Consider the following 25,516-nt stretch of genomic DNA (forward strand, 5'->3'; position numbering starts at 1 on the left):
ACACACCTGCTTCCCGCACGCCAACGGGCCAACAAAAACATTATTTTGCCCCAAATTCGCGCTTTGAGTCCGTACGTATGGCCTTCTGCTGCGCAAGCCTGTTCTGAAGGAGGAAACGGCCTTTAGAAAAGCTGAGACGCGGTATGAAAAAATACCTGTATCTTTCTCTGCTGAATACGCTATTTCGTTTCGTCAAACCTTGAAGAGACCGTTACATACGCTGCGTGACAGGGAACACCTTAAAGTGATGAGGGAGGCCCGTTCCAGCATATATCGGAGGAACCGCATGTCTTCTTTTTCCCGTCTTCTGGCCGCCGGTGTGTTTGCTGCGGGCGTGCTGCACAGTTCTTACAGCCTTGCCGCAACACCCTGTGGCCATTCCTCCGCACATGAAGCCTTTGCGGTGCAGGCTCTCAAGAGCGAACTGATGGTCACCGCGCTCTCCTGCAACGCCCAGGAACGCTACAACTCCTTTGTTGCCAAGTTCCGCACCAACCTGCTGAATGAAGAACAGAAACTGAACACCTACTTCCGCTCCACCTACGGACGCAGCGCCCAGCGCGAGCATGATGATTACATCACCCAGCTTGCCAACGTGCAGTCAGAAAAAGGGCTCTCCGCAGGCACCATCTTCTGCCTGCAGCGCATGGCCATGTTTGATGAAGTCAATGCGCTGGACACCACGGAAGATCTGTCCAATTACACGGAAGCCAAGGACATCACGCAGCCTGCGTCCTTTGAAACCTGTGCAGCACCTGCCACCACCAACACCCGCCCTGCACGCCGCACGCGCAGCACACGCCGCGCCTGAAGCACTGCCTTTGCAGCGTGAAAGACATAAGGCCGCTTCATGCGGCCTTGTTTTTTTGTGCCCAGTTCAAGCGCGCATTTATCCTGAATGGCGCGTTCTTTGCGCCCAGCACGCCTTTATCCGGCCGTTTATTCAGGCAGGTGTCATTCTCTTTTGCAGTGTTTCCGGTGCACTTCTTTTTTTTCCGTCCGCCCTATTCCGCAAACCTGTTAATGCTTCTGCTTGACGAATCATCGGCAAAGCGGGACAGACCTTACCCATGAGCGACCTGTTTTCCGAGCCCCCTCCGCCCCGTAAACCTGCCGGAAAGACGGCGGCCTCTTCCGCCGCCAGAACAGAGGCAGGCAACACGCAGGCCTATGACGCCAGCGCCATTGAAGTTCTTGAAGGGCTGGAGCCCGTACGCCGCCGCCCCGGCATGTATATTGGCGGCACGGATGAAACCGCTCTGCACCATCTGGCAGCGGAAGTTCTTGATAACGCAATGGATGAAGCCGTGGCGGGCCACGCTTCCACCATTGATGTGTCTTTAGAACCCGGAGACAAACTGACCATTCGGGATAATGGCCGTGGCATTCCGGTTGATCCCCACCCCCGTTTTCCTGATCGCTCGGCGCTGGAAGTGATTCTGACCACCCTGCACGCAGGCGGAAAGTTCTCCGGCAAGGCCTATGCCACATCAGGCGGCCTGCACGGGGTAGGGTCTTCCGTAGTGAACGCCCTGTCCTCCCGCATGGAAGTGGAAATCGCGCGTGACCGCGCTGTGTGGCAGCAGGTGTATGAGCGCGGTATTCCCGTCACACCGCTGGAGAAAATCGGCCCGACCCAGAACCGGCGCGGCACGCAGATTTCCTTTGTGCCAGACACCCAGATTTTCGGGACCCACCATTTTTCCCCCTCCCGGCTTTACAAGCTCTGCCGGTCCAAGGCGTTCCTGTTCCGGGGCGTGACCATCCGTTGGTCCTGTGACCCTTCGCTGATCAAAAGCGGGGATGACACACCAACAGAAGCCGTTCTGCACTTTCCCGGCGGTCTGGCTGATAGCCTGACGGATGAACTCGGCCCCAACGCGCCGCTGCTGACGCCACTATGGGCGGGTGATGCTGCCCTGCCCCCCGCTGCCGATGGCACGGACAATGGCCGTGTGGAATGGGCTGTGGCGTTTCTGGAAAGCGGCACGGCAGCGCTTGCCTCCTACTGCAACACCATCCCCACGCCGCAGGGCGGCACGCATGAGACCGGCTTCCGCAATGCGCTGGTCAAAGGCCTTCGCACCTGGGGAGATCAACGCTCCAACAAAAAGGCCTCCGCCATCACGGCGGAAGATGTGTTGGGCACGATTGCAGCCAAGCTCTCCGTATTTATCCGGGACCCGCAGTTTCAGGGGCAGACCAAGGAAAAGCTGACCTCTTCTGAAGCCAGCAAGCTGGTTGAAACCGCCCTGCGCGACCGCTTTGACCACTGGCTGGCGCAAAACCCGCCGCAGGCGGATGCTCTGCTGGGCTTTGTGATTGAACGGGCAGAAGAGCGGCTGCGGCGGCGTGAACAAAAAGATACGCCTCGTAAAAGCGCTACCCGACGCATGCGCCTGCCGGGCAAACTGACAGACTGCACCCGCGAACGGGCAGACGAGACAGAAATCTTTCTGGTGGAAGGCGACTCGGCAGGTGGTTCTGCCAAGCAGGCCCGCAACCGGGAAACACAGGCCATTCTCCCTCTGCGCGGAAAAATTCTGAACGTGGCAAGTGCCACTACGGAAAAGCTCCGCGCGAATCAGGAGCTGCGCGACCTGATTGAAGCTTTGGGCTGTGGGTCAGGCGATCGGTTTGACCTTTCCAAGCTGCGCTATGGCCGTGTGATCATCATGACTGACGCGGATGTGGACGGTGCCCACATTGCCTCCCTGCTCATGACGTTTTTCTATCGGGAACTACCGGATCTGATCCGCAACGGACATCTCTACCTTGCCCAGCCGCCGCTGTACCGGCTGACGCAGGGCGCACGGTCCGTTTACGCCATGGATGATGCGGACCGTGAACGGAAGATCAAGACCGAGTTCAAGGGTAAAGGCAAGATTGATGTCTCCCGCTTTAAAGGTCTGGGTGAAATGCCGCCGGCGGATCTTAAAAACACCACCATGGATCCATCGCGCCGCACGCTGCTGCGCGTGGTCGCGTTGCCGGAAGATCGTCTGACCACGCGTGAACGGGTGGAAAGTCTGATGGGCCGCAAGCCGGAACTCCGCTTCGCCTTCATTCAGGAACATGCGCAATCCGTTGGTGATCTGCTGGACGTCTGACCCGCCCCTCCGCCTGAAAGTTTCGGTAATGGCCTTTCTTTCTCCCGCCCCCCTATGAGCGCCACACCGGGCGATATATCGGTCAGGGAGCGGGTTACGGCTCTATCCCAGTTGGTTGGCAGTATGATCTGCCTTCAATTTGGCTCCTCTACCGCCAAAAGCCTTTTCCCGGTCTTTGGTGCGGTGGGCATGGTGGGGTTGCGCACCAGCTTTGCAGCGGTGATTCTGGTCTGTGTCTATCGGTCCTGGAATGTCATGTCATGGCGTGCGTTGCGGGTGGTCTTTCCCTACGGCCTGGCGACGGCCGCCATGAATATCTGTTTCTATCTGGCGCTGGAACGTATTCCGCTGGGCATGACAGTGGCCATTGAATTCACTGGCCCCCTGCTTCTGGCCTTTATCGGCTCACGCCGCCTGAGCGATGTGGGGTGGCTGGCCGTCACCATCGGCGGGCTGGCCCTTCTACTCAAGCCCTCTTCTTCCACGCCGCCAGACCCGCTGGGCGTACTGTTTGCTATAGGGGCCGCCTTATTCTGGGGGCTTTATATTGTTTTTGGCAGACGGCTAACCGGCAAGCTTTCCGCCGGCAATGCGTCAGCTCTTGGTTTGGTCTGTGGCAGCATCGTGCTGTTCATACCCAGCTTTCTACCAGCCATGGCCACGGGCGTGACACAGCCTTCCATGCTGGCGCTTAGCGTTATTGTCGCCATCTGCTCTTCCGCGCTGCCTTATGCGTTGGAAATGCAGGCCATGCACCGCCTCTCCGCACGGGACCTTGGCGTGCTCTACAGTCTGGAACCTGTCTGCGCAGCACTGGCGGGTGTTTTCGTCCTGCATGAAACTCTGTCTGTGTCCCGGATATGTGGCGTCTTACTCATCGCCACAGCGTCCGTAGGGACCGTCCTGACACCCAGCAAGAAACCGTCCCTGTCAGATGTGCCGGAAGCGCCCCAGTAAAGGGTGCCGACAGTAAACTCTGCCCCACTTGGGGGCCATGACGGTTTTCCACCGCCCCTTCACCCCATAAGTCCTCAGTCAGGTTGTCTCTTTGCATCTGACTGAGGAAACTCGCTTTCAAAAATGCGCCTCGCCTCATTGCGTGCTGGGAAATACCTCACCAGCCCACACCTGCACGTTACCGGGCAGCAAGCTGTGTCGCAGCATGAGCGGAAGCTGCCGCCACGTTTTGCGCGCCGGTCGCCATGCTCTGCATGACCACGGGATCAAAGAGGCGGGTGAAGCTGCCCGGGTGAATACCCATCCAGAGAGTGACAATAGCCAGCGGAGCCAGCACGGCAATTTCTGCCGGGGTCAGATCCCGCAGCAGCCCAACAGTGCCTTTGACGCTGCCAAACAGCACCCGACGATACAGGCTGAGCATGTAAACAGCCCCCATGATCATGGTACTACCAGCCAGCAGAGCGACCCAGAAAGACACATGAATGGCCCCCATCAGCACCAGCAGTTCCCCTACAAAGGAGCCAGTACCGGGTAGGCCGACATTGGCCATGGTGAACAGCATGGTCAGCAGGGCCAGAACGGGCATCTGGCGGGCAACGCCGCCCAGCGCGTCAATCTGACGCGTTTCAGACCGCCACGCCACGGCAGAGACACAGAAGAACAGTGCCGCAATCACCACCCCGTGGGAGAGCATCTGAAAGATTGCGCCATCAACGCCCTCAGCCGTGAGAGTAAACAGCCCCACCGCGATCATGCCCATATGCGAGAAAGAGGAATACGCAATCACGCGTTTCATGTCTGTCTGCGCAAAGGCGATGAATGCGGCATAGATAATAGCCACAACACCCAGCGCCAGCACGTAAGGCGCAAAGGCGTGGGCGGCATCCGGGAACATCAGCACCCCAAACCGCAGCAGACCATAGGCACCTGTTTTGGACAGCACGCCGGACAACATGGCAGATGCTGGGGCCGGAGCCTCGGAATACGCGTCAGGCAGCCACGCATGCAGCGGGAACAGCGGCAGTTTGACACCAAAAGCCAGCACAAAAGCCAGCAACAGCCATATCTGCAACTGCCAGGAGAACCCGGCCTGCATCAGCGCGGGAATATCCGTGGTGCCCGCGTGCAGCCACATCACAATCAGCGCGATCAGCATGAACAGTGATCCGCCAAAGGTGAACAGGAAAAACTGAAGCGAGGCCCACACCCGCTTCGGCCCGCCCCACACGCCAATCATCAGGCTGGCAGGGATCAGCGTGGCCTCATAAAACACATAGAACAGCACCAGATCCTGCGCGGAAAACACGCCAAACAGGGCGGTTTCCAGCATCAGCATGGCCACCACAAAATCCCGCGCCTGCGTCTGCACCGTGCGCCACCCGGCAGCCATGGCCAAGGGGGTCAGGAAGGCCGTGAGCAGAATGAAGGCCAGAGAAATGCCATCCACCCCCGTATGGTAGGAAATGCCATACTCTGAAAGCCAGCCTAACCGCGCTTCATACTGCAAACCGGGCTGGGCGGGATCAAAGCCAAGCCACATCACCACGCTCAGGCCCAGCACACCAAGGCTGGTCCATAACCCCAGCCAGCGGGTGATGCGGTCCTTTTCCGGGCCGCTGCCGCCAGACAGAAAAGCCAGTAACGCCCCGGCCAGAGGAAGATAGGTGATCAGGGAAAGCAGGGTGGAGTGCACGGTGTTCTTACCATCCGGGTTGCATCACATCATCCGCAACCTGCGCCTTTTTACCTGCCCAGACCAGACAAGCCCTGTTCACGTTCCGCCGAGCACCAGCTGTTTCAGCCGGTGCTCACGCACTCTTCAACGCCTGCCGAACAGTTTTTCCAGATCTTTTTTGCTCAGTTTCAACCAGGTTGGCCGTCCATGAGAGCATGTACCCGCGCGCGGCGTGGCTTCCATCTGGCGCAGCAGGGCATCCATCTCCTCCCGAGTCAGCCGCCGCCCGGCCCGGATACTGCCATGGCAGGCCATACGCGCAATCACGGCATCCAGTTTGCCATCCAGTGATGGCATTTCGTCCGGGTTGCCGCTTTCGTCCGCTTCCAGTTCATCCGCCAGATCACGGAGCAAACCGACGGCATCACTGCTGTTCAGCATGGCTGGCAACGCCCGAACCAGCACGGCGTCTCCGCCAAAGGCTTCAATCTCGATCCCCAGTCTGGAGAGCATGGCCTGTCTGGCGACCAGCAACTCCACCTGCAGGCGGGGCAGTTCCACAACGTCAGGCACCAGCAGACGCTGGGCTGTTACCGTGCCTCCCAGAAACTGCTCGCGCAGGCGCTCATGGGTCAGCCGTTCATGCGCAGCGTGCTGGTCCACCAGAACCAGACTGCCATCTGCCGCCACGGCAATCACATATGTATCCAACACCTGCGCCACCGCAGCCCCCAGCGGATGCTCCGCCAGAGGCTGATATGCCGTGTCATGTGGCATGGAGTCGGGCATGTGTCCCACACCAGTAGCGGGTGCTGGCGCACTCCCATTATCGGGGAAAGCCCCCTCTGCAGAGGGAGATGGAGAGGCAAAGCCTGACGGCACAGTTCCGGCATCCCACCCCGTCTGACCATCACCTTGCTGGAAAGGCGAGACCATGCGGGCGGTTGGAGCATCCCCCAAACCCAGACGCGGTTCCGCAAATCCCGAGCCGGACCGTAAGGGCAGAATTGTGCGTCCCGGCGCAGGAGCAGGCACAACAGGCGGCGCATTTTTCTCTGGCGGGTACCAGATACGTCCCGGCTTCAAGGCAGAGAAAGAGGGCCTTACGCCAGCATTGCCCGCGCCCCCTTCCAGCGCACGGGTCAGCGTGCCGATCACGAGGGAGCGGACGGATGCCTCATCTGCAAAACGGAGTTCTGTCTTGGCCGGATGCACGTTCACATCCACCCGGTCAGGCGGAATGGTAAGCATCAGCGCCACCACGGGGTGACGGCCGGGTTCGATCACCCGCCGGTAAGCCACGCGCACCGCCGTCCGCAGCACAGGGTCCACCACCGGGCGGCCATTCACCAGCATGAACTGCCCCGCCGCTGTGGCGCGATGCACGGACGGCCCGCATGCAAAGCCGGACAGCACCATGCCATCCCGCTCGCCGTGAATGCTCAGAAATCCATCGGCCTCGTTCGCCCCCAGCAGAGCCGCCGTACGCGCCGCCATATCCTGAGCAGGCAGATCAAACAGTACCCGGTCATCCATGGTGAAACAGAAAGCTGTTTCCGGCACGGCCAGCGCCAAGCGACGCACTACACTCTCGGCGTGGTTGCCCTCCACGCGGGGGCTTTTCAGAAACTTACGGCGGGCCGGGGTGGCAAAAAACAGATCTTCCACCACAACGCTGGTGCCTTGCGCACCCGCGCTGGGTTCTGGAGGCGTAATCTTGCCGCCTTCAACATGAATACGCCACGCGCCGGTCTCCCCCGGTGTGCGGGAGGTAATCGTCAGCCGCGCCGCCGCGCCGATAGAAGGCAGCGCCTCTCCCCGGAACCCCAGCGTGCGGATATGCACCAGCGATTCGTCCTGAAGTTTGGAGGTACAGTGCCGTTCCACCGCCAGAAGCAGGTCATCCGGCGTCATGCCGCACCCATCGTCCGTGACGATAATGCGGTCTATGCCGCCCCGTTCCAGACTTACGTCCAGCCTGCGGGCTCCGGCATCTATGGCGTTTTCAACCAGTTCCTTCAGTGCAGCGGCGGGGCGTTCTATCACCTCACCTGCGGCAATGCGGTTGACCAGCACTTCCGGCAGGCGGCGCAACGTAGGACGCAGCGGCAGCGTGCTATCCGGTTCAGGCGAAGGGACAGAAAAAAAAGGGTCTGACATGATCAGACCCCTTATATCAGAACAGCCCTTTTTTGGGAGGATGCTGTGTGGGGGTTACCCCTTTTGTGGGCTTGTTGCCCAAGGCCGCATTGGTTTTCAGACGACGGTTTTCTTCATCCGCATCCACAACCGATCCTGCCTTGCCGCCTTTCCAGAACATGAGCTGCTGCACAAAGCCAGACCCGGCCTGCCCAAGCTCACCTTCATCCGGTGCATCAGACGCTTCCGTGGCGGAGCTGACCAGCATGCTCTGGCCCTCGCTGGTTGAGCCGCCCTCCCCATGCAGAGCCACATCGGGGGAGAGGGTTTCCAGCGCCTGCAGGCGTTCACTTTCGTCCTGCGGGCGGTCCGCACCGCTGACCGGCTTGGCCAGTTCATCCATCGGCGGCATGGAAAGCGGCGCGCGCGTGGTGACGGTATATTCATCTGGCATACTGCGTTCGAGCCCGAACGCACGTGCGGCTTCTGAACCGGAACACCCGGTCAGCATTGCACACCCGCCGAGAAGAAGCAGCGGAGAAATCAGTGTCGAGACACGGCGCGCCATCTTCTGCCTTTTATCCTTCCTGCCCAGCCTGCCAGAGTGGCAGGTTGCTTTTGTTCATGTCGTCTGCTGCTGCCTGCCCATAAGGACATTCTGCACCAGCAGAACGCAGACCGCACACACTATAGCGGAATCAGCAACGTTGAATACATACCATGACCACCCAAAAGCGTGGGCATGAATAAAATCAACCACGGCACCATAGCGCACGCGGTCTATCACATTCCCTATGGCCCCGCCCGTGATAGCCCCCACGCAGGCGGCTGTCAGCTTGCTGGGGGTACGGGCCATCCATACCAGCAGGCAGCAGGCTACCGCCAGCGCCACCACGGAAAACACCACCCGGCCCGCATTGCCAACGCCACCAAACATGCCAAAGGTGACGGCATGGTTCCAGACCATGGTGAAGTTCAGAAACGGCAGCAGGGCAATGGATCCCTTGTTGGGCAGGTCCAGCCCATACAGAATCCAGTATTTGCTCACCTGATCAGCCGAGAGCGCCAGCATCAGCACCAGTAGCCCCAAACCAAAGGGACGAAGCATGAAGGGTTTGCTCACGCGCCCTCCTGCCCCGCAGCAGCAGACACCGCCGATGCCTTGAATGTGGTTTCCACCACATCCGCACAGCGCAGGCAAAGGCCCGGGAATTCTGGCCGGGAGCCAGTTTCGGGCAGTACCTTCCAGCACCGCACGCATTTTTCACCCTCGGCAGCCCGCACAACAGGCGCGCCGTGCAGCGTGCCGCCTTCCGAGCCCTCCACGTAAACCGAGCTGCTTTCCGGATCGATCATCACCTCCACGTGGGAAACAATGGCCAGTTCGCTCCAGTTCACGTTGGCAAAGTGCGCGGCTTCCTCCTGAGAAAGCGTGAGTTCCACCTGTGCCTGAAGGGAAGAGCCGATCGTGCCATCACGCCGCGCCCCTTCAATCTCGGTGGTGATGATACGGCGTACGGCCCGCAGGCCAGCCCAGCGTTCATCCAGTGCCGGGTCACTCCATTCCGCAGGCATGTCCGGGAACGCCTGAAGATGCACGCTTTCCACATCACCAAACCGGGCTGTCCATGCTTCTTCCGCCGTGAACACAAGTACGGGCGCCAGCCATGTGGTCAGGCAGCGGTGCAGATGATCCAGCACAGTGCGGGCAGAACGGCGCAGGTGGCTGTCTGGCGCATCGCAATACAACGCATCCTTGCGGATATCGAAGTAGAAGGCGGAAAGATCAGTTGTGCAGAAGCCATGCAGGGCGGGATAGACACCAACCCATTCATGCGTTTCCACTGCGCGGGCAATCAGACCGCCCAGATCTGTCAGACGATGCAGAACCCAGCGTTCCAGTTCCGGCAGTTCTGCGTATGGCACGGCTTCTTCAGGCGTGTAGCCATCAAGCGCCCCAAGCAGCCAGCGCAGGGTATTGCGCAGGCGGCGATAGAGCTCGCCCTGCTGCTTCAGGATTTCCTTGCCAATGCGCAGATCTTCATTGGTGTCAGAATTCATGACCCACAGACGCAGGATATCTGCGCCCAAGCTGTCATTCACGTCCTGCGGGGCCACCACGTTGCCCAGAGACTTGGACATCTTGCGGCCCTGTTCATCCAGAACAAAGCCGTTGGTCACCAGCGCCTTGAACGGGGCGATGCCACGCGTGCCCACACTTTCAAGCAGAGAGGACTGGAACCAGCCACGATGCTGGTCAGACCCTTCCAGATAGAGATCTGCCGGGAAGCTCAGACCCGGCTGACCCAGCACGAAGGAATGGGTGGACCCACTCTCGAACCACACATCGACAATATCGAACACCTGTTCATAATCATCAGGGTTACGGTCCGGGCCAAGGAAGCGGGAAGCCGGAGCGCTGTACCAGACGTCCGCCCCTTCCTCACGGAAGGCGTCAACCACACGCTTCATCACCGTGGCGTCACGCAGGACTTCGCCCGTACGTTTTTCCACAAACACGGCAATCGGCACACCCCAGGCGCGCTGGCGGCTGATGCACCAGTCCGGGCGGTTCTGGATCATGGAGGTCAGCCGGTTCCGCGCCTGTGCGGGCACGAAGGTGACATCATCCAGTGCGTCCAGCGCCTTATTGCGGAGTGCGCCTTCTCCATCCATGCGGATGAACCATTGCGGCGTGGCGCGGTAGATCACCGGCGCGCGGGACCGCCAGGAATGTGGGTAGGAATGAACCAGTTCGCCCCGTGCCACCAGCCCTGCCGGGGCCAGACCGTTCGCGTTGGCCTGCTCCATCACGGCTGTCAACGTGGCGCACACAACATCAGCCGCCTTGAACACATGCACACCCGCAAAACCGGGCACCCATGGCGCGTAGGTGCCATCGTCCTGCACAACCTCGGGCACTTCCACATCATATGCGCAGCACAGGCGGAAATCGTCCTCACCGTGGGCCGGGGCCATATGAACCAAGCCGGTCCCTGCTTCCGTGGTGACAAACTCACCCGGCAGCATGGGCACATCAAAATCATACCCGGCCCCACGCAGCGGATGGGCACACACGGCCCCCTCCAGCGCGCTGCCCGGCAGCGTATAGAGCACATGATGCGCGGTAACGTGGGCTTCCTTGCAGAAGGCATCCACCAGAGCTTCGGCCACCAACACCTTGGCACCCGGTTCAAGCAGAGCGCCCTCACCCGTGTCATCCACCCGCAGCACCACGTAAGTGATCTCTGGCCCGTAAGCCAGTGCCCGGTTGCCGGGGATGGTCCATGGCGTGGTGGTCCAGATCACCACGGAGACATCGGCCAGCGCATGGGCTGGGGTCGGGTCTTTCACCACCGGGAAGGCCACCAGAATGGTGGTGGATTTATGATCGTGATATTCGATCTCGGCTTCTGCCAGAGCGGTCTTTTCAACCGGGCTCCACATAACCGGACGCAGGCCACGATACAGACCGCCATTCAGCAGGAACCGGCCAATTTCTTCCGCGATCGCCGCTTCGGAGGAAAAATCCATGGTCGCGTAGCGGTTGGCCCATTCAGCCTGAACCCCCAGCCGCTTGAACTCTTCCATCTGCACGTTCAGCCATTTGCCCGCATAGGCACGACATTCCGCACGGAATTCCAGCACAGGCACGGAATCCTTGTCCCGCTTGGCCTTGCGGTATTCTTCCTCAACCTTCCATTCAATGGGCAGGCCGTGGCAATCCCACCCCGGCACGTACCGAACGGCATAGCCGGACATCCGGTGAGCACGGTTGATCACATCCTTGATGATCTTATTCAACGCGTGCCCGATATGCAGATGTCCGTTTGCATAGGGGGGGCCATCATGCAGCGTGAAGGTCTGACGCCCTTCCGCCTGCTGTTTAATCTGCTCATCCAGCCCAATTTCCGCCCACCGGGTCAGCCAGTCTGGCTCCCGTTTGGGTAGGTTCCCCCGCATGGGAAAGGACGTGCGGGGCAGAAAGACCGTATCGCGATACAGATCGGCGGGAGAGGTCTTTTCTGGGTCGCTGCTGGATGTAGACATGGAACGGCAGGTGTCACTCTGGTTCGGGTTCAGCTCAACACGCAACAGGTGCCCGGATGGCGCACCAGTGCGAAAGACGTGTTATCAAAGCGCAAAGGAAAAGGGTCAAGAAGCAACACAACATAACGGGTTGCTCCCCTTTTCCAAAATCAGGCGAAAAACCGGTGTGCTGCAACGGATACTGCACTGCACGCCAGAGGACCTGCTTACGTTTTACGAGGGAAAATCAGTGTTCTGACGCCATAATTTACCCCCACATAGACACTGTAGATAATGACGGCAGACATCACAACGTTATGCGGCGGAACCCAAAAATGCCGGGCACTCGCCATTAACGGTATGCCGACAAGGCATGAAACAAGATGAGGGAAAACGGCCGTCATGACCCTGCCAGTTCCGCGTCCAGCACGGTGCGGGCGGCCTGTGCATCCTGCGCTATCTGGGCCTTCAGTTCATCCAGTCCGTTAAAGCGTTTTTCCGCCCGCAGCATGCGGTGCAACGCAACGGAAAGGGTCTGGCCGTACAGATCCCCCTCATAATCGAACAGATTGACTTCAACCCGGCTTTCCTGCCCGTCATCAATGGTGGGACGGCGGCCAATATTAGCCACACCGGGCCGCGTGTTGCCATCTGGCAGGCGCACCGTTACCGCATATACCCCACGGGCAGGCTCCAGATGCCGACCAAGCGGGATATTGGCGGTGGGGAACCCCAGCAGGCGGCCCCGCTTGTCCCCATGCTGCACTTCACCCCGAATAAACCATGGCCGCCCCAGTTCTTCCGCGGCCCGTTCAGGGTAGCCATCCTGCAACAGACGGCGGATACGGGAGGACGAATAAGGCCCGCCACTATCTGCCAGAGCAGGCACTGCCGTAAACCCTACCCCCAGTTCAGCCGTGCGCTCAGCCAGAAATGGCACACTGCCACCACGCCGATGCCCGAACGCAAAATCCGGCCCACAGGCAACATGCCGCAGCCCCAGGGACTCATACAGCACGTCTTCCACAAACCGTTCGGCGGGCATGAGAGAAAAGGCTTCATCAAACCGGATCTGAAACACATGTTTCACACCCAGCGCTGCAAGTGCGGCAAACCGCTCATCCGACAGGGTCAGGCGGAAAGGTGGGTCCTGTGGACGAAACAGTTCTCGCGGATGCGGGTCAAACGTGACCACCGCCAGCGGCAGATCTGGCCGCGTGGTATGCAGGGTATGCACCAGATGAGCATGGCCTAGATGCACCCCGTCAAAATTACCAAGGGCCGCAGCGCAGCCCCGAGCTTCTACGGGAATATCCTGCCAGTTCTGGTGCAGCCGCGCCCGCATGGTTACGCGCGCTCCGCACCCGGCAGGCCGAACAGCGCTGCCGCTTCTGGCAAGGTTGCCGCTGTTGGAAACTTTTCCCCGGCGACTGTACCATCTTCAGGCCGCACAATCTGGCACACGCGCAACCCGGCTTCCGCCGCGGCCTCAAGTTCCGCCGTAACATCGGAGAGGAACAGAACGTCCTCATCCTGCCAGCCGGTTTCCCACAGAATAGCCCTGTAGCTTTCAGCTTCTTTCTTACCGCCTACGCGCAGATCAAAAAAACGGCTGAACAGGGGCGTCACATCTCCCTGCTCGGTATGGCCGTAAATCAGCTTCTGCGCGGGTTCGGAGCCTGAGGAATACACAGCCAGTTCAATCCCGGCGCGAGACCATGCTTCCAGCGCGGGCACCACGTCCGGATATAGACGGGCTACCAGTTCCCCACGCTTATACCCTTCCGCCCATGCCATGCCCTGCAAAGCCTTGAGGGGGGCTACCTTTGCGTCTTCATCCATCCAGCGCTCAAGCTGCTCAAGCGGCGGCACGCCGGGAGCCAGCCGTTCGGTTTCCGCCAGAGCGTCCTTGACCACAGGGTCATTCTTCCGCTCGGCAATCAGGCGTGGCAGATGCGTGCGGGCATAGGGAAACAGAACCGTATGCACAAAGGAAACCGGGGCTGTTGTGCCTTCAATATCCAGCAGCACAACACGGGGAGCAGCAGAAACACTCATAGAGGATACGCCAGAAAACGGTGGGCCAGATCCGTGCCGGTATAATCGGCAACCCAGCCTTCCTTATGGGTAAAGATACGCAGCGTGACAAAATCGGGTTCGGGCCCGCCGTCAAACCAGTGCTTTGTGCCTTCCGGCACGGAAATCAGGTCTGTCTGGGTGCATTCCACATCATAGATACGGTCTCCCACATGCAGGATAAAGTGGCCGCCACCATGCACAAAAAACCGGACTTCATCTTCGCTATGAATATGTTCGGACAGAAACTTGCCGCGCAGCGCTTCCCGATTAGGGGTGTTTTCATCCACGCGCAGAACATCCGCTGATCCCGCGCCTGTTTCCCCCATCAGTTTATCCAGAAACGGACGGTAGGTTGCCAGTACCGCTTCCTCATCCGCATCACGCGGGGGAATGGCTGGCCCTTCCCACCGTTCAAAGCGCACGCCAAGCGGCTTGAGTTCGGCGGCAATCTCAACCGGATCATGCGTCAGGAGAACAGGCTTTTCAGGCACCGTATCCTGAAAGATGGTCAGTGTGCTCATACGCCCAGCTTCCTTCTTTCCAGAGCGCAGGCCAGCAGGAACTCCAACCCTTCCAGCCGGGCCAGCGCGGTTGGCATGTCCTTGCCCCACACATACACACCATGGCCACGAATGATGTACCCTGCTGGCATGGCCCCAAACGCCGGAGCCACCACCGTGGCCAGACGGGCAATATCCTGATCGTTATCAAACAGGGGTACCGGCACCGTTGTCTCGTGCGTGGTCTGCCCTTCAAACACTTTCAGCACTTCATAGTCAGACAGGTGCAGGGCTGGGCTTTTTTCCACCATGGAAAGTACGGTAGACGCCACGGAATGCCCATGCAGAACAGCACTCGCCGTAGGGTCCTGCTGGTAGATCTGGCAATGCAGCAACGTCTCGGCGCTGGGTTTATCCCCTGCGCGGTGCGGCTTACCGTTTTCATCCACGGTAATAACGTCCGCCGCCTGCAAAAACCCTTTATGACCACCGGAACGGGTAATGGCGATACGGCCATCCGCAAGCCTGCGGCTGATGTTACCAGCCGTGGCGGGTACCCATCCGCGGGAATCCATACGCTGCCCGGCCGTGAGAATATCCTGCACGGCCCGCGCGAAATCCGTCATGCTCTCGCTCATACCTTGATCCTGCCAGCGCCTTGGGTTCAGGGCTGCGGTGTCTTGTCCCGCGCTGCGGGAACAGGCTCAACCGGCGTGGTGGCCGAAGGCGGCGCAATATGCCCGTTGGGGCGGCTGGCGCTATCATCCATCGGTTCATCATCCGCCATGTGCTTCTTGAAGGATTTGATCCCCTTCGCGAAGTCTCCCATCATGGAGCTGATCTTGCCGCCGCCACCAAAAACCACCAGCACAACCACAAGCACAATCAGCCAGTGCCAGATGCTCAAGCTACCCATTCAACAGTCCTCTGCTTACATGCCGACACAGCCGGGACGGCCCATCTAATCCTGCGTCTGTCTTAGACCACATGGCGGCGCTTGTCTTCTCATGCAAGCCCGAACTCCTGCATCTGACCGCAAAACCCGCCGCGGCAATACCAAACGCCCGACCCCGCCAGCGTCTCTCAGCTACTGCCCATCACAATGGGCTCTATAAAGCCATAAGCAGGATAAACGGTTTTCCCCAACCCGTGAACAGGTGACCACCATACCCGCACGCGCGTCCAGTCATTGGCAGGAGAAACGTCCTCCACCGGCGCCTTATGCGTCACCCGCCCGGGCTCCCAGTTGGCGTGATCCACCAGCACAAGGCGGGAGTTTTCCACCTTCCGCACCACGGAAACATGCCCAGATGGCAGCCGGCGCGTAGAGCGGAACACCAGCACATCTCCCTGATGCGGCGCGGAAGACCGTGCATATTGGCCGCGTGCCTGGTTCCACCAACTGGCTGCGGCACCACGCAGATTAATGGCAGAGTGCTCTCTGGCATAAGGGGCGCATTGCACGGAGCCATTCCACCCACCGCCGCAGGCCGCCAGAAAAAGCGGCAGCAGCAAAAACACGTATCGCTTCACGATTCGGACCTCAACCGCTCCATCCATCGTCCGGCTTCTTCCGGCTCCATATCCAGCACCCGTTCTGCCACATCCCGCCCGTAACCGGACCGGGCCAGCACACCAAGCGCGCGCTGCCGCTCGGCCATGGCTTTCTGCCTCTCATCCTGCCCCTCCTCTTCCTCATAAGAAGACGCACGCAGCGATGGCCTGCCCGCAAAAGGCCCCAGCCGCCGTTTGCGGGCCAGAACCAGAGCTGCTGAAAGCTCTGTTTCCTGAGGAGAAAACCCTTCCACCACATCCTGCAAGGCAACATTGCGCACATCTGCCTCCACCCCTCGGGCAGCCAGATGCGCCTGCACCGCCTTGCCTGATCGCCCGGAGCGCACCAGCTTTTTGGCTCGCGCTCTGGCAAAGGCTTCATCATTCACCGCGCCAAGCTGCACCATATCCGCCGCCACGGCCTGAATGACGGGCTTCAGGGCGGCAACCGCGGCGCTGACCTCATCCGCTTCCGCCCCGGCTTTCAGCGCCGCACGCTCCCACCGGGACACACGGCGCGCCAACACCTGCTCCAGCCCATGGCGGGTGGTGCCAAAACGGGCCAGATGCGCCAAAGCCGCTTCTCGCAAAGCTGCGCGATCAGGAGGAGGAGGTGGTGGGCTGTCAGGCCCGGAAGAGGAAGAAGACGCCATGCAAGAGAGTATGCCTCAAAACACACCGAAATGACTATTCATGACGTCAGCACATCTCTGCACGCAAGAAATGTGACAGTTTCATGTATGATTTTCGCACTCTGCGTTTGACTCTGGCTGCACAACGCAGTCATCATTGCGTCCGCAACGGGTCGCCCGCTCCACACAGGCAGCGGGCGTTTTCTGTTTTGCGTGATTTTGTCCCTTTTTTGAACAATGACAGCAACACAAAGATAACCTCCATGATTCCAGCCCTGACCCCTACCTACAACCGCGCTGACCTCGCCTTTGAGCGTGGCGAAGGCGCATGGCTGTACACCACGGACGGGCGACGATTCCTGGATTTTGCTGCTGGCATTGCCACATGCTCCGTTGGCCATGGCCACCCGCATCTGGTGGAGACCGTGCAGCAGCAGGCCGCCAAGGTCATGCATGTGTCCAACTTGTTCCGTATTCCGCAGGCTGAAAAGCTGGCGCAGCGGCTGGTGGATAACAGCTTTGCGGATAGCGCGTTCTTCTGCAATTCCGGCGCGGAAGCCAATGAAGGCATGGTGAAATTCGCCCGCCGGGCACAGGCTCTTGCAGGCCACCCGGAACGGACGGAAATCATCTGCATGGATGGCGCGTTCCATGGCCGCACGCTGGCCATGCTCTCCGCCACAGGCAACCCGAAATATCTGGAAGGCTTCGGCACGCCGGTTCCGGGCTTCCTGCATGTGCCGTTCAATGACATCGAGGCCGTGAAGGCCGCCATCACGCCCCGTACCGCCGCCGTGATGCTGGAACCCATTCAGGGTGAAAGCGGCATCAAGGTTGCCTCGCCTGAGTATCTGCGGGCGCTGCGTGCCCTATGTGATGAAACGGGCGTGCTGCTGGCACTTGATGAAGTGCAATGTGGTGTTGGCCGTACCGGCAAGCTGTTTGCGCATGAATGGGCAGGCATCAAGCCGGATGTGCTCTCCACCGCCAAAGGGCTGGGCGGCGGCTTTCCCATCGGCGCTGTTCTGGCAACGGAAGCGGTCGCCAAAGGCATGACAGCCGGCACCCACGGCACCACGTTTGGCGGCAACCCGCTGGCCTGCGCCGCCGCCAACGCCGTGCTGGATGTTCTGCTGGCCCCGGGCTTTCTTGAGCAGGTGCAGGCGCGCGCCAAACTGCTGGACACCCAGCTGGATAAACTGGTGAAGGAAGCGCCGGGCGTGTTTTCCGAACGCCGTGGCCTTGGCCTACTGATCGGCCTGCGTTGCGTGCCGCCAGTAGGGGAAGTGCAGGCTGCCGCACAAAATGCCGGCCTGTTGTGCGTAACGGCCGGAGACAATGTTCTCCGTCTGGTGCCGCCCCTTACCATTACGGAAGAAGACTGCATGGAAGCGGTATCCCGCCTGCGGCAGGCCGTTTTTTCCAATAGCCATAATAACAAGACAGTTCTGGAGCCAACCCCGTGAGCGCTGCCCTTTCCACCGTCTCCCCTACCCAGACCCAGGCCGGGCCGCGCCATTTTCTTGACCTGAAAGATCTGGACGCGGCAACCCTGCGCCAGATTCTGGATGTTGCCCGCAGCATGAAGACCATGCAGCAGGGGCGGCGGTTCCCACTGCATCCGCGCCTGCCGCTGGCCGGGCGGATGCTGGGCATTATCCTCTCCAAACCCTCCACCCGTACCCGCGTTTCTTTTGAAGTGGGCATCCGGCAGCTTGGGGGGGACGCCATTATCCTCACACCGGGCGAAATGCAGTTGGGCCGGGGCGAGACCATTGCCGACACCGCCCGCGTGCTTTCCCGCTTTGTAGATGCGCTGGTGCTGCGCACAGGCAAGACAAGCTCCCTGCTTGATCTGGCAAAATGGAGCAGCGTGCCCGTTATCAACGGCCTGACGCCCCGCTCTCACCCGGTGCAGATTCTGGCAGATGTTCTGACGTTTGAAGAACATCGCGGCCCCGTAAAAGGCCGCACCTTTGCCTGGACTGGTGACGGCAACAATGTGCTGGTGTCCCTGATTGAAGGGGCCGTGCGCTTTGGGTTCAAACTGCGTGCCGCCACCCCGCCAGACATGCGCCCACCGCAGGACGTGCTGGACTGGGCCACCCGTGAAGGGGGCGCTGTAGAATGGACGGCCGACCCGCGTGAAGCCGTTAAAGGTGCTGATTGCGTGGTGACGGACACATGGATCAGCATGTCTGATTCAGAAGAAGAAGCCGCCACCCGCATGGCCAAGCTGGAAGCCTATCAGGTCAATCCTGCCCTGATGGCACTTGCAGCCCCCAATGCCCTGTTCATGCACTGCCTGCCTGCCCATATTGGAGAGGAAGTGACAAAGGACGTGTTTGAAGGCCCGCAATCCGTGGTGTTTGATGAAGCTGAAAACCGCCTGCACGCCCAGAAAGGTGTGCTGGCATGGGCCATGGGCGGCGCAGACTGGCTTTCTTTCGGGAAGGAATAAGCAATGAGCGGTACGGAGAACGCACACCCCACCAGCACGGAAGAAACACCCGCCGCCCCCGGCTGGGTGGAAGACTCGCTGGACAGAATTCTGGCAACCCTGCCGTTCCCGGCAGACAAGCTGGCTCCGTTCCGTGCATCCTATCTGGATTGTCTGGCAGGATGCGGCCGTGCTGCTGATCTGGACAGCGCCCATGATGCCTGCCGTCAGGGGTTGCTACGCGCTCTGAAAGATGGGCTGGACATGGATGCTGAAACCAGCCGGGCGCTTGAACAGAAGCTGGAAAAGCTTGAACTGGACATTTCAAGCGCCATTTAAAGCAGAACGTGTTGACGCGGGCAGAAGAGCGCCGCCAGCCATAGGATGCTTTTTCTCAAGCATTTATGTGGATGGCCTCCGCGCACTTTCTGCCCGTTTTCTTTTTTCAAGGCCCCCCATCATGCAAACCCCCGCTTTTCTTGACCGTGACCGTCCCGATGTGCCTGATCTGGTTGTGCCGGGCGGCATAACCCCGTTTTTCCTGCAAGGCCGCCCCGTGCGCGGACGGCTGATCCGCCTTGGCGTGCTGGCGGATGTGCTGCTGACCCGCCATGACCACCCGGCCCCCGTCACCCGGCTGGCGGGCAAGGCTTTGACGGTGGTGGCGGCACTGGCCTCCGCCCTGAAATTTCAGGGCTCCTTTTCTCTTCAGATCAAGGGCGATGGTCCTGTGCCGCTGCTGGTTGCGGACTGCACGGATACAGGCGCACTGCGCTTTTACGCCCGCACGGATGAAGATGCTCTGAACGCGCTGCTGGCCGAAACACCCAACCCGACAGACCGTGACCTTCTGGGCAATGGTTACCTTGCCCTGACGGTCGATCAGGGACCGGATACGGACCGCCATCAGGGTATTGTGGACATTGCGGGAGACGATCTTGCCGCCATGGCCTCCCACTACTTCGCTACCAGTGAACAGCACGCCTGCTGGATCTATCTAAGCTGCAAGATGACTGACGCAGGCTGGCGCGCTGGCGGACTGGTACTGGAGCGCATCGCAGGTGAAGGCGGCTCTCACGTCGTGGGAGATGAGGATGGCGATGCAAGCTGGGAAACAGCGACCATTCTGGCCACCACCCTCACCAGCCGGGAACTGCTGGATGATAGCCTGCCTCCGGCTGATCTCCTGTATCGCCTGTTCCATGAGGAAGATCTGCAAATAGGCCATCCGCGCGCTCTGGCCTATGGTTGCCGGTGCTCGCGCGCGCGTCTGGCCGATGTGCTTCAGGGCTTCCCGGATGATGATCTGGACCATATGGCACAGGATGACGGCCAGATTGTCATGACCTGTGAGTTCTGCAACATCGACTTCCGGTTCCCCCGGAAGGATATTTCATCTCACGCGGGCTGAAACCTCCTTCTTTTTTCGGCTTTTGTTAAACCAGACATCCCTTAACGGCCCATGCACACAAGCCCTGTTGCATGGGCCGTTTTGCTTCCAGCGTCATGACGCCTCTTTTGGTCTGTAACGTTCAGCCTGGTTGCGCGTCAGGTCTGCCAGAGTTCCCCTTTGAAAAGCGCTGGCTTTTTGAAGAGCGCTCTCACCAAGACTGTGCCAGTGTGGACAGGCTTGAGCAGGAGAGGATGACATGAAGCATTTGCCCCTCAACCGCGCTTTTACGCTGCTGGAACCCGGCCCGGTTCTTCTGATCACCACGCACGATGGCACCAGAAGCAACATCATGACGCTGACGTGGAGCATGGTGCTGGATTTTTCAGCCAGTTTTGCCATTACCACCGGACCATGGAACTATTCTTATACCGCACTCACAAAAACAAAGGAGTGCGTGATCTCACTTCCGACTGTGGACATGATTGATACCGTGGTGGGGATCGGCACGTGCTCAGGCGAAGATACTGACAAATTTGATAAATTCGCGCTCACGCCCCTCAAAGCAGCCCATGTTAGAGCGCCTCTTATCAAGGAATGCCTCGCCAATATCGAGTGCAGGCTGGTGGACAGAATTGACCGCCACAACATTCTTATTCTGGAAGGACTTGAAGCCTATTTTGACACCAGCCGGAAGGAACAACGGACCCTACATGCGGTAGGGGACGGCACCTTTATCGTCGATGGCCGCAAAATTGATAGAAAAGAAATGATGCAGTCAAAATTGCCTGAAGGCCTTTGAAAGCCCCGCCCTTTTCTACACAAGGCTTCCCGACAAAAGAGCACCAAAATGAAAAACAAGTTCGGGCGGCTTGGTGCGGCGGGCTGTCCGGGTCAGGATGCCCGCCTTTATGTGCACAAAAACACCAAATAGCTGTACGCCCGATGCACTGGCACCGGGCTTGCAGACAGAGTGTTTTGACAGGACGTTTTTATGATGGGCAACTTGGCTCTCAAAAACCGTCCTGCCCCTTTCGGGAAGCCTCTGATCCCTAGGAAAGATGGCTCCTCAGGACTTCTTCACAAATTCAGATTTCAGATTCATCGCGCCAAAACCGGGAATTTTGCAGGCAATATTATGCCCGTCCGCACCATCGGTCAGCCGGATATTCTTGACCTTGGTGCCACCCTTCACCGCCTGAGAAGACCCTTTGATTTTCAGATCCTTGATAACGGTCACGGTATCGCCATCGGTCAGAACGTTTCCGTTGGCATCTTTCACAACGCTGGTATCTTCCGCTGCATCGTTGCCCGTGGCGTCCTGGCTCCACTCGTTCCCGCATTCCGGGCAGATCCACAGGCTGCCATCCGGATAAACGTGTTCACAGCCGCAGGTCGGGCAACTCGGGTTACGCTCCACACTTACTCTCCTTGTTGATGGCCGGACCCTACTGCATGCCAGCCCGGATAGGAAGCGCAGCACACACCATAACGGGCCGTTGACCGCCGCCGCCACCGAAGGCAGGATTTGGCGGGGCAGAGTCTCGGCTCCTGCCTTCATCCGAGTTTGATCCGGGATCTTTGACTAGAAAGGGTCCACACCATGACGCTGTTCTCTCGCCCGTTACGCCTGTCGCTCACTGCCGCCCTTGTGCTGCCAGCCCTGCTGGCTGGCTGTGCGAGCGAACAGCAACCCACGCACTTTGCCCCGCTGCGCTATGATTACCTCAGCCAGATGAACCTGAATGTCAGCACGCTTTCAGTGGTGGACAATACCGTGACCAACCCTGTTCCCGGCGATATTGGCGCGCGTGCCCCCACGCCCCCCGTTCAGGCCGTGCGTCAGATGGTTCAGGATCGGCTGGCCGCAGCCAGCAACAACGGCAGCACCGCCCAGTTCGTGATTGACCGTGCCTCCATCCTGCATAATGCCGGTGGCACGCTGAACGGGCAGATTGATGTGCATCTGAACATCCTCAACCCCGGTGGCACGCAGGCCGCCCATGCTGAAGCCCATGTAAGCAGCACCGTGCATCCTGACCTTTCAAAAGGGGATGCGGATAGCCCGGCCAATCTGTACGAAATCACACAGAACATGATGCAGCGGATGAATGTGGAACTTGAATATCAGGTTCGCCATTCCTTAAGCACGTGGCTTGTGGATGCCGGGGGCACACCCGTCGGCTCTGCCATTCAGACCCAGCAGTTGGGCAAACCCGGTGAGAGCACTCCCGCCACACTCGCAGCACCCGCCGCTGCTGCCACAACGCAGGCTGTCACCTCTCCCACCGCATCCACAGCGGAACCGGCCTCATCCACCACCGAGCCAACCAACGCACCCATCACCACCCCAAAAGTAGAGGTGCCAAATATTACAACACCCAAGGTGGACGTGCCGGGCACGGAGGCTCCTCAGAACACGACGGCACCCGCCGCATCACCCTCCAGCAGTGAACCTGACCCAGTGTTCCCTGCTGGTGAGGGCGATGACAGCACCTCATCAACCGCAAAGCCCAAAACGCTTTCGCCCAAGCCCAGTTATCTGAAGGTGCCCACGACAAAAAGCACCACGTCCTCATCAGGCAACTGAATACCCTTCCCCCTCCCTTCACTCAGGAGGGGGTTTTTCTTTCCCTGCAACCAGGTTTTAGAAAACACTCTGTACCGTGGCCATAAAGTTTCGCGGCTCGCCATAGTAGTTGTAGTAATAGATATTTCCGAGGCGCTGATAGTAACGTGTGTTGGAAAGGTTGTTGACGTTGACAGTAATATTCAGTTCAGGCCGAAGCTGATAGCCAATCTGCGCATTGGCAACAACGTAGCTCCCCTGTGTCACCGTGCGGGAGGTTCCAAAAGTGCCACTTTGCGCCGTCAGGCCACCACCAACGCTCCACACATTGCGCGTTGCCTCCGGCGGGGCAAAACGATAATGGGTCCAGAGTTTGAACAGATGCTTGGGTGAGTTGGGGGTATAAGCCTGCCCGACCAGAGATGCCGTGCTGTCTTTCAGAATAACGTTATCATTGTAGGTGTAGCTGGCATTGATATCCCACCCCGGCAGCAGGCGGCCTATCATTTCCACTTCCGCCCCCTGACTGCGCACCTTGCCTGCGGCCCTGTAACAGGTGCTGGTGCCGGAACGACCACAAATGGGATCCTGATCACCGTCTTCAATCGCCTTATTGCGCTCAACCACCCGATACCCGGCAACGGTCACATTCAGGTTGCGGTGGAAGAAATTCCCTTTCAGCCCCCCTTCAATCTGCTGCCCCAGCACAGGCTTCAAACGCCCGGACAGGCTATAGGCAGACTGGGGTGAAAACGTATCCGTAAAGCTGACATAGGCGGTAAGGTTGGGCACAAAATGCCACACCAGCCCCAGATACGGCGTTGGCACCGCGTTGTTTTTCTGGCTGATAACATAAGGCGTGTTTTGCGAGATGTTTTTATACTTATACTCGTAAAAACTAAGCCGACCGCCCATCAGCAACTCCAGCGACGGCAACAGATGAATACGGGCTGATCCGTACACACCGCCCTGCTTTGTCGGCTCCCGATACTTGGTCGTGATATCCGGCTGGATCGTGCTTGAAATGGCAGGCGAGAAAATATCCAGTCCTGCCAAAGATGTATCCGTCCGCCATGATCGCGTTGCGCCGCCGTCCACCATCAGATCAGAATCATAATTGCCGCCAATCAGCAGATCTATCTTATGGTGCAGCACACGTACGGGGCCGGTAAAATACAGGTCCGCACCGTCATACTGATCCTGAATTAACGAGTTGGCGACAACAAAGTTACCGCGCTTCTGTGCCGTGACAGCACTACTCAGATAGGTGTAATGCAGGGTGTTATCTGTCATCCGGTGGCGGCCACTCAGCCGGGCGCGCCAGCCACCGCCAAAGCGGTGTTCAAGTTCGCCGCCCAGTTCGTACATGGGAGAACTGGTGCGCCCCCAGTCCGCCCCCACAAAACTGTTCCGGCTCAGATGCAGGTCACTGCCATCCGCAGCACGGGGCAGGCCCATAAAGCGGGTGGTATCGTTTTTCTGCCCCATCGCCACCAGAGACACGGTGGTATGGTCGGTCACATGCACATCAATATCCGCATACGCGGTCCAGCGCCGGTCATGCGCTTTCTGATAGAAATAGTCACGATCCGTGCCCGCCAGAACCAACCGGCCCGTGACACGCTTTGACGCCGTCAGGGGGCCTGTCACATCTGCATCGGCATGGAGATTGTTCCATGACCCACCACTGAAAGAGCCTTGCGCCTTAAAATGATCAAGCGGACGCTTGCGTACAAAATTCACACTGCCGCCGGGAGGGGCTGATCCCTGAAACATGCCGTTGGGGCCGCGCAGTACTTCAAGCCGATCATAAATTGCCACATCAAACTGCTGGCTCATTTGCAAGCCACCAGTTGAGGGCACGCCATCAAACTGAGGGGTCAGCGTATAACCGCGCGCCGTCATCCCTGCGGTGCCATCACCATACAGGTTCACATTCACGCCCGGCACCTGCTTGAGCGCATCATCCACAGTATTCAGGTTCTGGTCACGCATCTGCTGACGGCTGAGAACGGAAACCGACTGCGGAATATCATCCAGACGCAACAGCATCTTGCCCATGGAAACGGCTTTTACAACGTAACTGCCGGTGCCATCCGTTGTGGCGTTTTTGTGCCGCTCCCCCTGCACCACCAGATTTTCCACACTGTTGGGCACGTCGCTCTCGGCGGTTTGCTCCTGGCTTTTCTTTTTGGCGTCTTCATCCGTGTCGGCTGCCTGTGCCGCCATAACAGGCAGGCCAGTGGCCATACTCCACAGAAAAACACCATAATGGCACGCCTTGCGCGCCGTCAGTTTCTGCCTCTCCTGTTGTGCCGTCTGTGCCGCCGACCGTTTGAGTGCCACCGTGCCCCTGCTTTCTTTTAGTGAATGAGAATTATTCTCATATAACATTTTTGTGATAAATAGCAACAACAACACGTCTTGCTCCGATTTTTT

At 59.1% G+C, this 25,516-nt stretch carries 24 protein-coding genes; 9 read left to right on the top strand and 15 right to left on the bottom strand.

Annotation, left to right across the window (positions count from 1 at the left end; translation table 11 throughout):
• The first annotated feature begins 286 nt into the window (after positions 1-286).
• From ASN_RS01520 to ASN_RS01535, 3 genes are all read left to right on the top strand, one after another.
• Positions 287-811: a hypothetical protein gene (locus ASN_RS01520; protein WP_006558545.1), complete on the top strand. Its 525-nt coding sequence runs from the start codon at positions 287-289 to the stop codon at positions 809-811.
• Between the two features lie 259 nt (positions 812-1,070).
• On the top strand, positions 1,071-3,110 hold the full coding sequence (gene parE, locus ASN_RS01530) for a DNA topoisomerase IV subunit B (RefSeq protein WP_006558543.1): 2,040 nt from the start codon (positions 1,071-1,073) through the stop codon (positions 3,108-3,110).
• A gap of 54 nt (positions 3,111-3,164) precedes the next feature.
• Positions 3,165-4,067, top strand: a complete 903-nt coding sequence (locus ASN_RS01535; RefSeq protein WP_058987008.1) for an EamA family transporter — start codon at positions 3,165-3,167, stop codon at positions 4,065-4,067.
• A gap of 178 nt (positions 4,068-4,245) precedes the next feature.
• Here the strand turns inward: ASN_RS01535 and ASN_RS01540 are convergent, their stop codons facing one another.
• The 13 genes from ASN_RS01540 to ASN_RS01595 all read right to left on the bottom strand — a co-directional run bounded on the left by ASN_RS01540 (position 4,246) and on the right by ASN_RS01595 (position 16,699).
• On the bottom strand, positions 4,246-5,763 hold the full coding sequence (locus tag ASN_RS01540) for a complex I subunit 4 family protein (RefSeq protein ID WP_006558541.1): 1,518 nt from the start codon (positions 5,761-5,763) through the stop codon (positions 4,246-4,248).
• 126 nt (positions 5,764-5,889) lie between these two features.
• Positions 5,890-7,905: a DNA mismatch repair endonuclease MutL gene (mutL, locus tag ASN_RS01545; protein ID WP_058987009.1), complete on the bottom strand. Its 2,016-nt coding sequence runs from the start codon at positions 7,903-7,905 to the stop codon at positions 5,890-5,892.
• 16 nt (positions 7,906-7,921) lie between these two features.
• Positions 7,922-8,452, bottom strand: a complete 531-nt coding sequence (locus ASN_RS01550) for a DUF3035 domain-containing protein (RefSeq protein WP_006558539.1) — start codon at positions 8,450-8,452, stop codon at positions 7,922-7,924.
• Between the two features lie 54 nt (positions 8,453-8,506).
• Positions 8,507-8,992 (bottom strand): signal peptidase II, encoded by a 486-nt coding sequence (lspA, locus tag ASN_RS01555; protein WP_035379489.1) that lies wholly within the window; start codon positions 8,990-8,992, stop codon positions 8,507-8,509.
• A gap of 11 nt (positions 8,993-9,003) precedes the next feature.
• Complete coding sequence (gene ileS, locus ASN_RS01560) at positions 9,004-11,934, bottom strand: isoleucine--tRNA ligase (protein WP_058987010.1); 2,931 nt, start codon at positions 11,932-11,934, stop codon at positions 9,004-9,006.
• A gap of 206 nt (positions 11,935-12,140) precedes the next feature.
• A complete protein-coding gene (locus ASN_RS19810) occupies positions 12,141-12,317 on the bottom strand; it encodes a hypothetical protein (RefSeq protein ID WP_167541276.1) in 177 nt (58 codons plus the stop codon).
• Positions 12,314-13,258, bottom strand: coding sequence for a bifunctional riboflavin kinase/FAD synthetase (locus ASN_RS01565; protein WP_006558534.1), 945 nt, complete (start codon positions 13,256-13,258; stop codon positions 12,314-12,316). Before ASN_RS01565 ends, ASN_RS19810 begins: the two co-directional genes overlap by 4 nt.
• Before the next feature lie 2 nt (positions 13,259-13,260).
• Entirely contained in the window at positions 13,261-13,971 is a 711-nt protein-coding gene (gene mtnC / locus ASN_RS01570; RefSeq protein WP_058987011.1) for an acireductone synthase, read from the bottom strand.
• On the bottom strand, positions 13,968-14,513 hold the full coding sequence (locus ASN_RS01575; protein ID WP_006558532.1) for a 1,2-dihydroxy-3-keto-5-methylthiopentene dioxygenase: 546 nt from the start codon (positions 14,511-14,513) through the stop codon (positions 13,968-13,970). Before ASN_RS01575 ends, mtnC begins: the two co-directional genes overlap by 4 nt.
• On the bottom strand, positions 14,510-15,130 hold the full coding sequence (locus ASN_RS01580; protein WP_058987012.1) for a methylthioribulose 1-phosphate dehydratase: 621 nt from the start codon (positions 15,128-15,130) through the stop codon (positions 14,510-14,512). The genes ASN_RS01575 and ASN_RS01580 overlap by 4 nt, the downstream gene beginning before the upstream one ends.
• Before the next feature lie 26 nt (positions 15,131-15,156).
• Positions 15,157-15,408 carry a twin-arginine translocase TatA/TatE family subunit gene (locus ASN_RS01585; protein ID WP_006558530.1) on the bottom strand — a complete coding sequence of 84 codons (252 nt, stop codon included), beginning with the start codon at positions 15,406-15,408 and terminating at the stop codon, positions 15,157-15,159.
• Positions 15,409-15,575: 167 nt separating this feature from the next.
• Positions 15,576-16,025 carry a CHAP domain-containing protein gene (locus ASN_RS01590; protein WP_081473559.1) on the bottom strand — a complete coding sequence of 150 codons (450 nt, stop codon included), beginning with the start codon at positions 16,023-16,025 and terminating at the stop codon, positions 15,576-15,578.
• The gene (locus ASN_RS01595; RefSeq protein ID WP_058987013.1) at positions 16,022-16,699 is read right to left on the bottom strand and encodes a regulatory protein RecX; all 678 of its coding nucleotides are present in this window, start codon (positions 16,697-16,699) and stop codon (positions 16,022-16,024) included. Before ASN_RS01595 ends, ASN_RS01590 begins: the two co-directional genes overlap by 4 nt.
• A 242-nt stretch (positions 16,700-16,941) precedes the next feature.
• Between ASN_RS01595 and ASN_RS01600 the strand changes: the two genes are divergently transcribed.
• The 5 genes from ASN_RS01600 to ASN_RS01620 all read left to right on the top strand — a co-directional run bounded on the left by ASN_RS01600 (position 16,942) and on the right by ASN_RS01620 (position 21,310).
• The gene (locus ASN_RS01600; RefSeq protein WP_058989048.1) at positions 16,942-18,144 is read left to right on the top strand and encodes an aspartate aminotransferase family protein; all 1,203 of its coding nucleotides are present in this window, start codon (positions 16,942-16,944) and stop codon (positions 18,142-18,144) included.
• Positions 18,141-19,139 carry an ornithine carbamoyltransferase gene (gene argF / locus ASN_RS01605; protein ID WP_058987014.1) on the top strand — a complete coding sequence of 333 codons (999 nt, stop codon included), beginning with the start codon at positions 18,141-18,143 and terminating at the stop codon, positions 19,137-19,139. The genes ASN_RS01600 and argF overlap by 4 nt, the downstream gene beginning before the upstream one ends.
• A 3-nt stretch (positions 19,140-19,142) precedes the next feature.
• Positions 19,143-19,457, top strand: coding sequence for a hypothetical protein (locus ASN_RS01610; RefSeq protein ID WP_006558525.1), 315 nt, complete (start codon positions 19,143-19,145; stop codon positions 19,455-19,457).
• A 121-nt stretch (positions 19,458-19,578) separates the two neighbouring features.
• Positions 19,579-20,529 carry an Hsp33 family molecular chaperone HslO gene (hslO, locus tag ASN_RS01615; protein WP_058989049.1) on the top strand — a complete coding sequence of 317 codons (951 nt, stop codon included), beginning with the start codon at positions 19,579-19,581 and terminating at the stop codon, positions 20,527-20,529.
• A 238-nt stretch (positions 20,530-20,767) separates the two neighbouring features.
• A complete protein-coding gene (locus ASN_RS01620) occupies positions 20,768-21,310 on the top strand; it encodes a flavin reductase family protein (RefSeq protein WP_045542400.1) in 543 nt (180 codons plus the stop codon).
• Between the two features lie 267 nt (positions 21,311-21,577).
• Here ASN_RS01620 and ASN_RS01625 read toward each other — a convergent pair whose 3' ends face one another.
• Positions 21,578-21,928, bottom strand: coding sequence for a zinc ribbon domain-containing protein YjdM (locus tag ASN_RS01625; protein ID WP_035379400.1), 351 nt, complete (start codon positions 21,926-21,928; stop codon positions 21,578-21,580).
• Between the two features lie 183 nt (positions 21,929-22,111).
• Between ASN_RS01625 and ASN_RS01630 the strand changes: the two genes are divergently transcribed.
• Positions 22,112-23,098, top strand: a complete 987-nt coding sequence (locus tag ASN_RS01630) for a hypothetical protein (RefSeq protein WP_058987015.1) — start codon at positions 22,112-22,114, stop codon at positions 23,096-23,098.
• A gap of 57 nt (positions 23,099-23,155) precedes the next feature.
• Here ASN_RS01630 and ASN_RS01635 read toward each other — a convergent pair whose 3' ends face one another.
• Complete coding sequence (locus ASN_RS01635; RefSeq protein WP_231948322.1) at positions 23,156-25,423, bottom strand: TonB-dependent siderophore receptor; 2,268 nt, start codon at positions 25,421-25,423, stop codon at positions 23,156-23,158.
• Positions 25,424-25,516: the final 93 nt, after the last annotated feature.

This window comes from Acetobacter senegalensis (assembly GCF_001499615.1).
Taxonomy (GTDB): Bacteria; Pseudomonadota; Alphaproteobacteria; order Acetobacterales; family Acetobacteraceae; genus Acetobacter; species Acetobacter senegalensis.